Raw genomic sequence first — 14,116 nt, forward strand, 5'->3', positions numbered from 1 at the left:
AAAAATAGCTATTGGTTACCCTACGCCAAGCTTAAAAAGCTCTCAAATTGCAAAGGTGGGTTGGCTTCATTGTCGATTGGGCCTTGCTTGTCAAATCCAACTTGTGTGTTCATGGGCTGGATTTCGTTTATTTGTTGGGTTTCGTGCCGGAGCTCAACCTACGAGGTCATACCAAAACACGGACAACGCCAAAAATCATGAGTAATCGTAGATACCATCTCTCCTCACCCCTTGTCAAGCCATATTTTCTATCCTAACTTGTGGGGTGTAGGGAGTTTGGTGTTTGATCACACCAAAGCAGATTTGTACCAATTTACGCATACAAGCACATAAAGCTTGCATTTTGCATTTGCCATTTTGTTGTAAGCGTTCGTATTGGTCTTTAATGTCTGGATTGTACTTGGTGGCAACAACTGCTGCCATATATAGCTTAGCTCTTAATTGAGCATTGCCTGTTTTGGCAAGTCTTGATCTGCCTTTAAACAATCCTGATTCTTGTTGTTTGGGAATTAACCCTAAAAAGGCAGAGACTTGTTTGGCATTGTTAAATTGCTTGGTATTAAACAGAGTTAGCATTTGTCTTGAAATGACTTGTCCTACTCCTTTGATGCTTTGTAAGAGTGTTTGCTCTTCTTTAAGTTTGGGGTGGTTGTTGATATGAGTGTCAATGTCTTGGTTTAATTTGCTGATTGCCAATTTTAATGCCACAATCATCTCATCAATGGATTGTTTAACAATGGGGGTTGTGTCTGCCACTTCTGCTTTTTCTTTGCGGTTTTCTTCTCGTTGTAAGTCTTCATTTAGAGCATCAAGACGAGAAAGCAAAGACTTTAAATGACGAGCTTCAATACTTGGGGCAATCCAAGCATCAGGGTGGGTGGCTCTGCCGTATCTGGCAAGGACAATACTGTCTTTTTTATCTGTCTTTTGTCTTACGCCTAAACTGTCTGCATAGTGCTTGACAAAGGCAGGATTGATGATAGAGACTTTAAAACCCAAATCGTGTAAATAATACGCCAAAGGTTCATGATACACCCCTGTGGCTTCCATAATAAGATGAATGTCATTGAAGCTGACATCTGTACCAAGATTGGTTTTAAGCCAATGAATGATGTGTTCAAAATCATCAAAGTGATTATTAAAGACTTTGGTTTTGACTTTCATTGTACTTAACTCTTTAAGCCAAGCCACATCCAGCTTGTGCTTACTAACATCAATACCAACATAATAAGTCATTGTCATCTAGCCTTGTTCATTCAGCGTCATGATTGAAAATCAATCAAGCGCTTGGATACCATTCAGATTGTACGATGATTAAAAAGTTACTCGGGTTTAATCTACGAGACAGCATCAAAGTACTCAGGTTGGGTAGAAACTGCCAAGTAACTTAGGGTGATGGTATAATCTACCATGCCATCACCAAGATAGCTAGTCTTGGTGGTGAGATACAAGGCTGGGTCAAGCTTGCGGCCCCAACGTTTTTTAAGTGTATCATTCAAATTTTATTGGGTTTTCCCCCCATCATTTGTTGGATTTCGTTCCCAAGCCCAACCTTGTATCTCACCACCAAGACTAGCTATCTTGGTGATGGCATGGTAGATTATACCATCACCCTAAGTTACTTGGCAGTTTCTACCCAACCTGAGTACTTTGATGCTGTCTCGTAGATTAAACCCGAGTAACTTTTTAATCATCGTACAATCTGAATGGTATCCAAGCGCTTGATTGATTTTCAATCATGACGCTGAATGAACAAGGCTAGATGACAATGACTTATTATGTTGGTATTGATGTTAGTAAGCACAAGCTGGATGTGGCTTGGCTTAAAGAGTTAAGTACAATGAAAGTCAAAACCAAAGTCTTTAATAATCACTTTGATGATTTTGAACACATCATTCATTGGCTTAAAACCAATCTTGGTACAGATGTCAGCTTCAATGACATTCATCTTATTATGGAAGCCACAGGGGTGTATCATGAACCTTTGGCGTATTATTTACACGATTTGGGTTTTAAAGTCTCTATCATCAATCCTGCCTTTGTCAAGCACTATGCAGACAGTTTAGGCGTAAGACAAAAGACAGATAAAAAAGACAGTATTGTCCTTGCCAGATACGGCAGAGCCACCCACCCTGATGCTTGGATTGCCCCAAGTATTGAAGCTCGTCATTTAAAGTCTTTGCTTTCTCGTCTTGATGCTCTAAATGAAGACTTACAACGAGAAGAAAACCGCAAAGAAAAAGCAGAAGTGGCAGACACAACCCCCATTGTTAAACAATCCATTGATGAGATGATTGTGGCATTAAAATTGGCAATCAGCAAATTAAACCAAGACATTGACACTCATATCAACAACCACCCCAAACTTAAAGAAGAGCAAACACTCTTACAAAGCATCAAAGGAGTAGGACAAGTCATTTCAAGACAAATGCTAACTCTGTTTAATACCAAGCAATTTAACAATGCCAAACAAGTCTCTGCCTTTTTAGGGTTAATTCCCAAACAACAAGAATCAGGATTGTTTAAAGGCAGATCAAGACTTGCCAAAACAGGCAATGCTCAATTAAGAGCTAAGCTATATATGGCAGCAGTTGTTGCCACCAAGTACAATCCAGACATTAAAGACCAATACGAACGCTTACAACAAAATGGCAAATGCAAAATGCAAGCTTTATGTGCTTGTATGCGTAAATTGGTACAAATCTGCTTTGGTGTGATCAAACACCAAACTCCCTACACCCCACAAGTTAGGATAGAAAATATGGCTTGACAAGGGGTGAGGAGAGATGGTATCTACGAGTTCATACCAAAAACACGCCCATCTGAGCGTGTTTTGGTGGTTGGTTTTTGATTTGTGCTTGTGGTCTTATTTGTGATCAAGCTGTGGCACAGCGTTATTACTGCTAAGACCGAGCAGCCCAGCACCAGCATACAGCCCAAGCTTATCTCTGGTGTCAGCAATGTCTAGGTTACGCATGGTCAGTTGTCCGATACGGTCGGTTGCTGTAAACATTGCATCTTCAACCTTCTCCATAGATAGGCGGTCGGCATGGTAGGTTAGATTGGCAGACTCGGTATTAAGAATGCTATAATCGTTACCACGGCGTAATTCTAGCGTAACCGTACCTGTGATGGCTTTGGCAACCCAACGCTGTGCCGTCTCTCTTAGCATGAGTGCTTGGCTGTCAAACCAGCGACCTTGATATAGCAGACGACCTAGACGCAGACCGTTAATGCGATACTGTTCGATGGTATCTTCGTTGTGAATGCCTGTTACCAAACGCTCATAAGCGATGTGCAGTAATGCCATACCGGGGGCTTCATAGATACCACGAGATTTGGCTTCAATGATGCGGTTTTCTATCTGGTCAGTCATGCCAAGCCCATGGCGACCGCCAATTTCGTTGGCTTTTAGCATTAAATCAACTAAGTTATCAAAACGCTCACCATTTAGGGCTGTCGGCACACCTTCGGTAAATTCTACCGTAACAGTTTCAGGCTTAATTTCAACGCTCTCATCCCAAAATGCAACTCCCATGATTGGCTCTACAATCTTATGGCTAACATCTAAAAATTCCAAGTCCTTGGCTTCGTGAGTTGCCCCAAGCATATTTGAGTCAGTAGAATAGGCTTTTTCTTTACTCATTTTATAATCAAAGCCATTGTCAATCAAAAACTGGCTCATCTCGGCACGTCCGCCAAGTTCATCAATAAAATCCATATCAAGCCAAGGCTTGTAGATTTTAAGCTCTGGATTGGTCAGTAGCCCATAACGATAAAAACGCTCAATGTCGTTACCCTTGTAGGTTGAGCCATCGCCCCAGATATTCACGTCATCTTCTTTCATAGCACTAACGAGCATTGTGCCAGTAACCGCACGACCCAGTGGCGTAGTATTAAAATACGGCATGCCACCTGTGATAACGTGAAACGCACCACATTGAATGGCAGCGATGCCTTCTTGGGCAAGTTGCAATCGGCAGTCGATAAGGCGTGCTTTGATTGCTCCGTATTGCTCGGCTTTGGCAGGAATGGCGTGATAATCGTCTTCGTCAGGCTGACCTAGGTTGGCGGTGTAGGCATAGGGCATGGCACCTTTTTGCTTCATCCATAATAAGGCAGCAGAAGTATCAAGACCGCCAGAAAAAGCGATGCCTACTTTTTGACCTTCGGGTAATTTTTGTAAAATAGTGGCGTTACTCATACGATTTCCTTATATTGGTTGATGGTGAACAAAATTAATGACGACTTTTATTGCTATCTTCGTTAGAATTTCAAATGTAAATGATTTAAGCAGGCTTTATAAGCTTACAAATGACCTTAGCATAATCGTAAAATTATAGCACTTTTTATAAGCAGTCGCATGGAAATTATAAGCAGTCGTATGGAAAAATTTCAATTCCATTATGAAAAAAGCCCCATCTTGCTGGGAAATTTGTTAAACTATCATTTTTAAAAATAATATCTATTTGCCAGCATGATGTCAGTTACCAACTCCATTTCTCAGATTGTGATAGACACGACCACTCAGACACTCACGCTTTACCAAGATGGTATGGCTGTCAGAACTTTGCGTATTTCCACCGCCAAAAATGGCACAGGTCAGCTTGAGGGTTCAGGCTGTACGCCACTTGGCTGGCATCAGATTAGCGATAAAATTGGTGGTAGTTATCCGCTAGGTTCGGTCTTTGTTGGGCGACAGTTTACAGGCGAGATTTATGATGAGTGCTTAGGACAAGCTTTTTTAGAACGAGATTGGATTTTAAGTCGGATATTATGGCTTGAGGGTCTAGAGGTGGGCGTGAATCGTGGAAAGACGCTTGAAGGCATCTTATGTGATACGCGTGAACGCTATATTTATATCCATGGTACGCCTGATACTGAGCCGATGGGTGTGCCACTATCACATGGCTGCATACGCATGAGAAATGTTGATGTGGTGTGGCTGTATGATAAGGTAGCTGTCGGCACGAAGGTTTTGATTGTATAGATGTGTGCTTGGTGTATCATACAACTTATTAAAAGCAGGTGATAAGATGAACTTACAAAAAGTTGATTTAAATTTATTGATCCACCTAGATGTGCTACTGCGTGAAAAAAACGTCACAAGAGCCGCCGAGCAGTTAGGGATTACCCAGCCTGCGATGAGTAATATTTTACGGCGATTGCGGTCATTATTTAACGATCCTTTGCTGGTTCGTTCGTCCGAGGGCATGACGCCAACCGAACGTGCTTGCGAACTTCAACCACGCATTCGTGAGCTGCTTTCAGATGTCACAACATTACTTGAGCCACGCACCGAATTTCGCCCTTATAGCACGTCTCGTGTCTTTCGTATTATGACGAGCGACTATGCTGAAGCGACTCTTGTACCACGTCTTGTAAAGGCATTAAGAAGCGAAGCACCGAATGTGATTTTGGATTTTTTGACACCGTCTGATGTGTCATATCGAGATATGGAGCAAGGAAGGGTGGATTTGGCGATTAATCGCTTTAATGAAATCCCCCAAAGTTTCCACCAAGTACTCGTGTGGCGTGATACGTTTAGTTGCCTGTTATCTGCCCAAAGTCCTTATGTTAATCGCTTTAACCTAAAAAACTACCTAAAGGCACAGCATGTCTGGGTGTCAAAGACAGGTATGGGCGTAGGTTTTGGGGTTAATCCTGAAAAATCTGGCGGACTTGGTTCTATTGACCAAGCCTTATTACGGTTGGGTACGAAACGTCATATCAGCGTTTTTACTCGCCACTACCAAATGCCAGCCATGCTTGCAGCAAATAAGGACTTGATAGCCACTTTACCTACTCGTGTAGCAAAGCTACAAGCACATAATAATTCACAGATTGTCGTAAAAGAACCGCCGTTTTTCATTCCTGAATTTGAACTGACGATGGCATGGTCACCACTTTTGCAACACCACCCAGCCCATAAATGGTTAAGGCAGCTGATTATTCATGTTGCACGCCAAATCCAGCTTGAAGAAGAGCAGACTTAAGGGGTGTTTGCGTCAGCAGTAGGGCGTTTGTTGCGTTGATCTGGCAAAGTCATCTTTGTTTCGTCAAAGGCAGATAACGGCATAAAAACGGCATTTTTAGCAGGCAGTTTTTGGGCGTGAATAAGACGCCAGTTGTATTTACCATCATTGCTGATGTGCATGTAGTATTTAGATGGTATATCATCAAGCTTGACTGTGCCTGTGTAGCGATTAGCTGTGGTATGCGTTAGCGTAAAATCACGGTCTTTGCTACTGTCGGTGGCGTGCGAGAATTTTGCAGATAAGGTGTGTGGATAGGTATAAGGTGAGTTATCATTGTGGCTGTTTTTAGCTGACTTAGGGAAGTTTAATTCAAACAGTACCGATTGACCATCAAACCGCATGACGCCAGTTATGCCCAAGTCATGTGCAAGCTTATCTCGAGAGGCGTCTTGATATAGTGTTTTACCATCCATGTACCAGTCGTCACGCACAGTGCTATCTTGGATATTGATTGAGTAAATGATGAAAAATATACAGACCACCACCACCAAAACAGGTAGCCCGACGACAAAAATTGTCATGTAGGGATTTTTGTACCAAGCTTGCTTTTGCTGAGATGTGCTGTTTTGGTGACTAAAAGAGTTCATAATGCAGATGATAATCAAAATTTGAGATATTGTAGCATAAAATGATTTTTATAAGAATGAAAAAAAAGACCAAGGAGAGCTTGGTCTTTTGTTGTTAGGGCTTATTTTTTGACTTTTGTTCATAAAGAAACACGTCTTCTCTACTGGCGGAGTATTGACCATCTTCGGTATATACAGTAATGGTAATTGGCGTGCTACTGGCGGTAATTTTACTAGCATCGCCAAAAATACTTACTGGCAAATCATATGGCTCGTTTGCTTGTAAAGGCAACTGCTTAAATCGTGAGCGTAAAGTTAGCCCTTCTACTGGTTCTAATTTTACTTTATAGATTTGTTTTTCATTTGTTTTATTGACGATTTTAAGCACATAGCTGTTCTCAATTAAGCCATCACGACCAACGGTGCTAAGCTGCTTGCGATCGTGGCGAATCTCCATCTCAAGTGGCGATCGTCCCACGGCAACTAGTGTTGCAGCAGTAATACACGCACCAAGCACAAATATATAAGCAAAGATACGAGGGCTTATGACTTTGGTTTTTTGTTTTTCGACGAGCTGACGTTCTGTGGTATAGCGAATTAGCCCACGTGGATAGCCGACTTTATCCATAATCTCATTACAAGCGTCAATACAGGCAGCACACTGGATACATTCTACTTGTAGCCCATCACGAATATCAATGCCTGTTGGGCAGACCTGCACGCACATACTGCAATCAACGCAATCACCATAACCTTCGGGGTGAGTGCCTTTTTTGCGAGCCCCACGAGGCTCACCACGCTCATAATCATAAGATACGATTAGTGTATCCTTATCGAACATGACGCTTTGGAAACGTCCATAAGGGCATATATGCACGCACATATGCTCACGCATATAGCCAGCATTGGTCTGGGTGACAAATGTAATCAGTAAGAAAAAAATCCATGTCATCTTACCCCAACCCATAAAAAATGGGGTCGCACCGTTAAAGAACAGATAATCTGTACCTGTAATTAAGGCGATAAAGGTTAAGGCGGTGATGGCAGAAATAAGCAGCCAAATAGCATGAACTGCAAGCAGTTTAGCAGCTTTACTAACACTCCAAGGTTCTTTATCAAATTTAATGCGTTTATTACGCTCACCAATAATCCACTTCTCAATATGCTGGTACAAATGCACATAGATAGTCTGAGGGCAGGCATAACCACACCACACACGCCCTGCATAAACAGTAACCATAAATAGGGTCATTGCAGCAATGATAAAGACGAAAGCGAAGAAGTAAAAATCTTGAGGCATGAAGGTAGCCCCAAAAATATAAAACTTAGGCTCAATCACATTAAATAAGATAGCCTGACGACCGTCCCATCGAATCCATGGCAAAATTAAAAAAAACACCATGATCGCATACATTGAAAAAACACGGATATTTTGATATTTTCCAGTAACGAAACGTGGGTGAACACGATGCTTTGTGGCATCCATGTCTTTAGAATGTGGAATGATTTTTTCTGGGGCGGGGCGTTGCTTTTTTTTGGGTTTTGGTGGTTCTTGATCAGTGGAGGTACTGATTGGATTTTTGTTTTCTTGTTCGGACATAAAATCACCTTAGCTTGCACCGTAAACGGTATGGCTGGGATATTTGTAAAATATAAGATGCATTTACTATTGTAGCATTTTTATCATGGCGTGGGGCGAAAAATTTATCAAATCCATAAAAATAGCAAATTTGGCCTTCACTGTAAAAAATAAACGGGCATTGATGCCCGTTTATTTTAGTAAATAAGATTACTGCTCGATGACTTCAACATTACTTGGTGGTGTGAATGTAAATTGGCTGTTTGGTAGTTTTTGATTTAATTTTACATTGCTAAAGCGAATGCTGGTGACCTTGCCAACAACACTGTCATTTAGCACCATCATAACAGGTTTGCCACCGTTAAAGCTGATCGATAGTTTGTTAAACTTGCTTTGGGCTGATTTTGGCTTTAGGACATAATAGTTTTTTGCTGCATCTGGCTGGCTAATTTTAAAGTTTTTAGCAATTTCTTCGGCACTGCCAGACAGTAGTATTGCAGGCGTATCGCCAATTTGAGAACCAGTAGATTGCTTGACTGCTTGGAATAAGTCTTTATCGTAAATCCACATGGTTTTAGCATCAGCGACGATCAGCTGATCGGCAGGGGACGTGGTGTGCCATCGAAATAGGTTGGGGCGTTGTACAGCCATTGTGCCACTAAATTTACTATCTTTGCCTTTATTGGTTTGGATGGTTTGGCTAAAATTGGCAGTCATGGAATTTACGCCAGACAGTAGCTCATTTAGGTTTTTGGCTGCAACTGCAGGACTAGCAGCTGCAGCATGTGACGTATTTACCAGCATAAGCGGTGTCATTAAGATGGCAGTCATGCCAAGTGCTATTTTTGTACTCTTAGATGTCATAAAAGACATGGTATCTCCTTGAGATGAGAAATAATAATAATATTGTGACAGATTTTTATCTTACAATCTAGGATAAAATTGCAAATAAAACCACGCAACTGTTGCAGATATTGCAAAACACTCACTGATATTAAAGGTTAGGCAAAAGACTTATTAAGCAAATCTTATTAAACGACACACAAGGCTTTCGTCCTAAACCAGTTTTTTAATGATAAAGCTTTAATGATAAATCATTCCTAAGCTAAGATGCGTTCTATGTTTGCTGCAATATCCTTGGCAAGCGATTGGCAAAGAGCTTCATCTTTGCATTCAACCATGACACGAATCACAGGCTCTGTCCCTGACTTTCTTATTAGTAATCTGCCTTCACCTTCTAATTGTTTTTTGGCATTTTGAAACACTGCAACAAGCTCATCATTCTCGTGTGGATCACTCATCTGACTTAAGCGAACATTAATCAGTGTCTGAGGGTAGGGGGTATAACCTGCTGTAAGCTGAGATAGTGTACTGTTTTCTTGTGCAAGGCATGTCAAAACCTGCAAGCCTGCTACGATAGCATCACCTGTGCGACTCTTATCTAGGCATAAGATATGTCCTGATGGCTCTCCACCAATTAGCCAGCCCCTTTGTTCTAGGTCTTGCATGACATATCTATCGCCTACTTTTGAGCGATGAAAATAGATGGAGTGCTTGGCTAGTGCCAACTCCAAAGCGACGTTACTCATCAGTGTGCCAACCACACCGACAGGCTTTAAGCATTTTGCTAATATGTATAAAATCGCATCGCCATCAACGATATGACCAAGCTCATCCACCATAATGATACGATCGCCATCACCATCTAAGGCAATGCCGACATCGGCACTATGCTCTAGTACAGCAGCTTGTAATGAGCTTGGGTGGGTGGAGCCGCAGTTGTCATTAATATTAATGCCATTTGGCGTGTTATGAATGGCGATAACATCCGCCCCAAGTTCACGCAAAACTCGAGGTGCAACGCTATAACCTGCACCATTAGCACAGTCTACGACAACTTTTAAGCCATTTAAGCTTAGGTGGTAAGGAAAGCTGCCTTTGCAGTACTCAATGTAGCGTCCTTTGGCGTCTTCCACACGATAACTTTTCCCAATGCTATCAGGCTGAATACCCGCTAGGCGTGAAAGATGAGCATCTGCATCGCCTACTAAAGCGTCTAACTCAATATTAATGGCATTTTGTACTTCATCGGAGATTTTCTTGCCTTCGTGGGAGAAGAATTTCACCCCATTGTCTTGGTAAGGATTATGGGAAGCTGAGATAACAACGCCCATATCCGCATGGAAACTTTTTACCAAATGAGCAATGGCAGGCGTGGGCAGTGGTCCTAGCATATAGACATCTACACCTGCAGCATTAAAGCCAGCTTGTAAGGCCGCTTCAATAACATAACCTGACAGGCGTGTATCCTTACCGATGATAACGCTAGGACGCTTATGCTTATGGGCATTAGTGGCAGTTAATACTCGTCCTGCCCCAAAGCCTAATCGCAATAAAAAATCAGGCGTGATGGGAAATACGCCAAACTGACCACGAATACCATCAGTGCCAAAATAACTCATTTTTAATCCTTTTTTGTCAGCCAAACGGGAAACTCTTTACAATAAATTTGCCAATAAAATGACCAATATTCTCATCTTACACTATTAGTTAGACAGCGACAACTGCCAAAATTTGCTTTTTACATAATACAAACAAAGTGTTATACAGCCAAATACTAATTGTGATATTTATAAATTATTTTGCTCTAAGATGTGGTTGGCAGATTTTTGAATCTCGGCAACGGTTAGGTTTTTCTTACCGCTTAAGTCTTGTCGCCATTTTCTTGCACCAGTCAGCCCCTGAAAAATCCCCAAAAAATGCCTAGTAAGCGTACCAAGATTAGCCCCTTGGCTTACTCTTTGTTGTAGATAAGGGTATAACTGTTCTAGGATTTGTCTTTGGCTGGGTGTATTAAGCCCCCATAATTTATTACATTCACTCATTAGCATAGGATTGTGATAAAAGGCACGCCCAACCATGACGCCATCAACGTATTGTAAATGGGTTTTTATGGCGTCTAAGCTGTCAATACCACCGTTTATTTCAATAAATAAGTGTGGAAATTCTTGCTTTAGGCGGTAAACGTCTTCATAACGCAATGGCGGGATTTCACGGTTTTGCTTTGGGCTAAGACCTTGAAGCCAAGCGGTGCGAGCATGAGCGATAAAATGCGTGCAACCTGCCTGTGAGACACACGCCACAAAATCACGCATAAATTCATAGCTATCCATGTCGTCAATGCCGATACGGTGCTTAACAGTAATGGGCTTGTCCGTCTCATTTTGCATGGCTTGCACCATCTTTGCTACTAAAGCTGGCTCTTTCATTAGGCAGGCACCGATTTTATTGTGCTGAACTTTGTCAGATGGGCAGCCGACATTGATGTTAATCTCGTCATAGCCATATTCGTCGGCAATTTTTGTGCATTGTGCCATCTTGCTTGGGTCTGACCCACCAAGCTGAAGTACGACTGGGTGTTCGGTGTCATTAAACCTTAAGACATAATCAGTATCGCCCTTTAAGATAGCACTGGTGCTAATCATCTCTGTGTATAAGTAAATCTTTGGGTTGAACAGACGAGCAAAATACCTAAAATCAGAAGTGGTATAGTCAATCATTGGTGCAAGTGATATGCGTTTATCATTCATCAGATGTATCATGGGTGTACTTTTTTTATGTTAGTTATCGCTCGTTTGGCTGCCTAGTGAGCAAAAAAGCTAAAATTTGGGGTATTATACGATATTTATGTGGAGCGGGTGGTAATTTTAATAAAGGTGTGACAAGTAGTCATAGCTTGATGAGGAATGACAGCGGTTTGACACATTTTGTCATAAAATCTTTTCAATAAAGCATTTTTTGTGTAAGACATTTTACTATTTTATGGTATAATTACGCGGTTTTAACATTTCAAATAAACACTAGGAATGTGCTTTCATATAAAGTCACAGGGGTGATTATGCCAGCCGAATGGTCAGCCATTGTCTATTTACTTGCAAGCTTAGGGCTTGTGCTTTTTATGTTGTTCGTGCCACGCCTTTTGGGTGGTCGCTCGTCAGGCTCTCAAAAACAAGAAAACTTTGAAGCAGGGGTTGTGCCAGCAGGTTCAGCACGCATTCGCTTATCTGCCAAATTTTATTTGGTGGCGATTTTTTTTGTGATTTTTGACCTAGAAGCCTTGTATTTGTATGCTTATTCGGTGAGCGTCAGAGAGGTAAGCTGGCTAGGCTTTGGGGCGGCTGCCATTTTTATTGGTATTTTGGTGGTGGGCTTGATTTATGAAATGCGTTTGGGGGCGATGAACTGGGCTCCTGCTGACAAACGCCACAAACGCCCACGCTTAAATGCACGCCCTGCCAATTTTGATTTGGCGAGTATTACCGCTTGGGGCGGGATTGATGAACTGCACACCGACCCCACAGGCAAAGTCCCTGCCCAATCATCAGGACGTATCAACGTCTCTAATGACATCAAAACCAACCAAGCCCACATGGCAAACCTTGACCACATCAACACCACAGGACGTATTACCACGCAGGACTTTATGGATAAAACCACCCAAAAGCCAAATCATAAAAGGTAAAATGCAAAAAGTATTTTACCTTTTTGTCGGTCAATTCATCAGTGATTTTTTGGTGAATTGCCAATGAAAATCGCCAGTTAAAATTAAAATGTTAGTTAAAAATGGTTAGTTGCAAGCGATTGTATTGGTTAAAAAATATCAGTTATCTAGTTTAGTTAGTTTTCGTGTTTAGTTATTTTTAAAAAATTTAAATCAGCGAATGATTTTTTAAGTTAAATCAGCAAATCGCCAAAATTAAAGTAGCTCCTTATGAAATACACACTCACAAAAGCCGATGGGCAGGCTCAATATCCCCACCAATCACGCCAAATTGTGGACGCTCCCAACGTTCATGGTGTCAGCCAAGATGAGATAGACAAAAACGTCTTTATGGGCAGATTGACTGACCTAACTCACAATCTTGCCAACTGGGGGCGTAAAAATTCCTTGTGGCCGTTCAACTTTGGCACAAGTTGCTGTTATGTAGAATACGCCACGACCTTGACAGGTGTGCATGACTTGTCTCGTTTTGGGGCGGAGGTGATTCGTGCGTCTCCTAGACAAGCAGACGTGATGATAGTTGCAGGCACCTGTTTTATGAAAATGGCACCTGTCATCTTGCGTCTGTATGAGCAAATGCTTGAGCCTAAATGGGTGATTAGCATGGGGGCGTGTGCCAATTCTGGCGGTATGTATGACATTTATTCGGTGGTGCAGGGCGTGGATAAAATTTTGCCTGTGGACGTGTATATCCCCGGCTGTCCGCCCAGGCCAGAGGCACTCATTCAGGCACTCATGCTCCTACAAGACAGTATCACGCACGAACGCCGTCCGCTTGGCATTCATCTTGACCAAGACATTTATCAGCCGATAATGACCCCTGAAAGGGACAGAAAAAATGCCGAGCGGATTGCGGTTAAGAATTTAAGAAGTCAAGATGATGCGTTTTAATGGCGATAAAATAGAGAAATTTGTTAAATTTTTATCCATTATTTTGGTTTTGGTGGCTGTTTTATTGATTGGCGTTGTGTTTATTTTTAATAATGCCAATTCCAAAGACCTTGTTAAAAAAGGATTGGTAAAAAATGTAGCCATCAAGAACGATGACTTAATTTTCACCATTGAAAAAGACTATGCTAGTGGTTTAGATATTGGATACGATAGCAAAACGGTTTATAGTAAGGATTTTGGTTATCCAATATCGGCAGTAAGTATAGATGATTATCAAGACGTTCTTGATGATAAAAAGATATATCATTTTATGCTGTATCATTATGATTTAGGCGGTCAGCAGTTTTCTGGATTTGATTTTTGTGTGAATGGTAATCAAATTTATTATGGAAAAAAGCTTATGGATTGTATGGGATAATCATCTGTTTGTGATTTGAATTATCCTAAATACAATAGTGAATGTTCCAACTTGAAAAGGCAA

Annotated in this window: 14 protein-coding genes; 6 read left to right on the forward strand and 8 right to left on the reverse strand. The window is 41.4% G+C overall.

Annotated elements, in window-relative coordinates; all coding sequences use genetic code 11:
* Nucleotides 1-234: 234 nt before the first annotated feature.
* Together LU293_RS08095 and LU293_RS08100 are read right to left on the reverse strand one after the other, a co-directional pair.
* Entirely contained in the window at nucleotides 235-1,236 is a 1,002-nt protein-coding gene (locus LU293_RS08095; protein ID WP_242747192.1) for an IS110 family RNA-guided transposase, read from the reverse strand.
* 101 nt (nucleotides 1,237-1,337) lie between these two features.
* The gene (locus LU293_RS08100; protein WP_242747194.1) at nucleotides 1,338-1,499 is read right to left on the reverse strand and encodes a hypothetical protein; all 162 of its coding nucleotides are present in this window, start codon (nucleotides 1,497-1,499) and stop codon (nucleotides 1,338-1,340) included.
* Between the two features lie 269 nt (nucleotides 1,500-1,768).
* Here LU293_RS08100 and LU293_RS08105 point away from each other — a divergent pair, with 269 nt between their 5' ends.
* Nucleotides 1,769-2,770, forward strand: a complete 1,002-nt coding sequence (locus tag LU293_RS08105; protein WP_242747192.1) for an IS110 family RNA-guided transposase — start codon at nucleotides 1,769-1,771, stop codon at nucleotides 2,768-2,770.
* Nucleotides 2,771-2,866: 96 nt separating this feature from the next.
* Here the strand turns inward: LU293_RS08105 and argG are convergent, their stop codons facing one another.
* On the reverse strand, nucleotides 2,867-4,204 hold the full coding sequence (gene argG, locus LU293_RS08110; RefSeq protein ID WP_242747196.1) for an argininosuccinate synthase: 1,338 nt from the start codon (nucleotides 4,202-4,204) through the stop codon (nucleotides 2,867-2,869).
* Between the two features lie 276 nt (nucleotides 4,205-4,480).
* Here argG and LU293_RS08115 point away from each other — a divergent pair, with 276 nt between their 5' ends.
* Both LU293_RS08115 and LU293_RS08120 read left to right on the forward strand, forming a co-directional pair.
* Entirely contained in the window at nucleotides 4,481-4,990 is a 510-nt protein-coding gene (locus LU293_RS08115) for a L,D-transpeptidase (RefSeq protein ID WP_242747198.1), read from the forward strand.
* 46 nt (nucleotides 4,991-5,036) lie between these two features.
* Nucleotides 5,037-5,996 (forward strand): LysR family transcriptional regulator, encoded by a 960-nt coding sequence (locus LU293_RS08120; RefSeq protein WP_242747200.1) that lies wholly within the window; start codon nucleotides 5,037-5,039, stop codon nucleotides 5,994-5,996.
* On the opposite strand, the gene LU293_RS08125 is transcribed toward LU293_RS08120, so the two are convergent.
* The 5 genes from LU293_RS08125 to dusA all read right to left on the reverse strand — a co-directional run bounded on the left by LU293_RS08125 (nucleotide 5,993) and on the right by dusA (nucleotide 11,776).
* Nucleotides 5,993-6,625: a FixH family protein gene (locus LU293_RS08125; protein ID WP_242747202.1), complete on the reverse strand. Its 633-nt coding sequence runs from the start codon at nucleotides 6,623-6,625 to the stop codon at nucleotides 5,993-5,995. The genes LU293_RS08120 and LU293_RS08125 overlap by 4 nt on opposite strands.
* Before the next feature lie 94 nt (nucleotides 6,626-6,719).
* Nucleotides 6,720-8,204, reverse strand: a complete 1,485-nt coding sequence (ccoG, locus tag LU293_RS08130; protein WP_375540328.1) for a cytochrome c oxidase accessory protein CcoG — start codon at nucleotides 8,202-8,204, stop codon at nucleotides 6,720-6,722.
* Nucleotides 8,205-8,393: 189 nt separating this feature from the next.
* Nucleotides 8,394-9,056 (reverse strand): outer membrane lipoprotein periplasmic chaperone LolA, encoded by a 663-nt coding sequence (gene lolA, locus LU293_RS08135; RefSeq protein WP_242747204.1) that lies wholly within the window; start codon nucleotides 9,054-9,056, stop codon nucleotides 8,394-8,396.
* A gap of 227 nt (nucleotides 9,057-9,283) precedes the next feature.
* A complete protein-coding gene (gene glmM / locus LU293_RS08140) occupies nucleotides 9,284-10,645 on the reverse strand; it encodes a phosphoglucosamine mutase (protein WP_242747205.1) in 1,362 nt (453 codons plus the stop codon).
* Between the two features lie 168 nt (nucleotides 10,646-10,813).
* Nucleotides 10,814-11,776, reverse strand: a complete 963-nt coding sequence (dusA, locus tag LU293_RS08145) for a tRNA dihydrouridine(20/20a) synthase DusA (RefSeq protein ID WP_242749743.1) — start codon at nucleotides 11,774-11,776, stop codon at nucleotides 10,814-10,816.
* Between the two features lie 305 nt (nucleotides 11,777-12,081).
* Here dusA and ndhC point away from each other — a divergent pair, with 305 nt between their 5' ends.
* From ndhC to LU293_RS08160, 3 genes are all read left to right on the forward strand, one after another.
* Entirely contained in the window at nucleotides 12,082-12,705 is a 624-nt protein-coding gene (ndhC, locus tag LU293_RS08150) for an NADH-quinone oxidoreductase subunit A (protein ID WP_242747207.1), read from the forward strand.
* A gap of 249 nt (nucleotides 12,706-12,954) precedes the next feature.
* Nucleotides 12,955-13,635: an NADH-quinone oxidoreductase subunit B gene (locus tag LU293_RS08155; protein ID WP_242747209.1), complete on the forward strand. Its 681-nt coding sequence runs from the start codon at nucleotides 12,955-12,957 to the stop codon at nucleotides 13,633-13,635.
* Nucleotides 13,622-14,053 (forward strand): hypothetical protein, encoded by a 432-nt coding sequence (locus LU293_RS08160; RefSeq protein ID WP_242747211.1) that lies wholly within the window; start codon nucleotides 13,622-13,624, stop codon nucleotides 14,051-14,053. The genes LU293_RS08155 and LU293_RS08160 overlap by 14 nt, the downstream gene beginning before the upstream one ends.
* The last annotated feature ends 63 nt before the right edge of the window (nucleotides 14,054-14,116 follow it).

Source organism: Moraxella nasovis (assembly GCF_022701215.1).
Lineage (GTDB): Bacteria > Pseudomonadota > Gammaproteobacteria > Pseudomonadales > Moraxellaceae > Moraxella > Moraxella nasovis.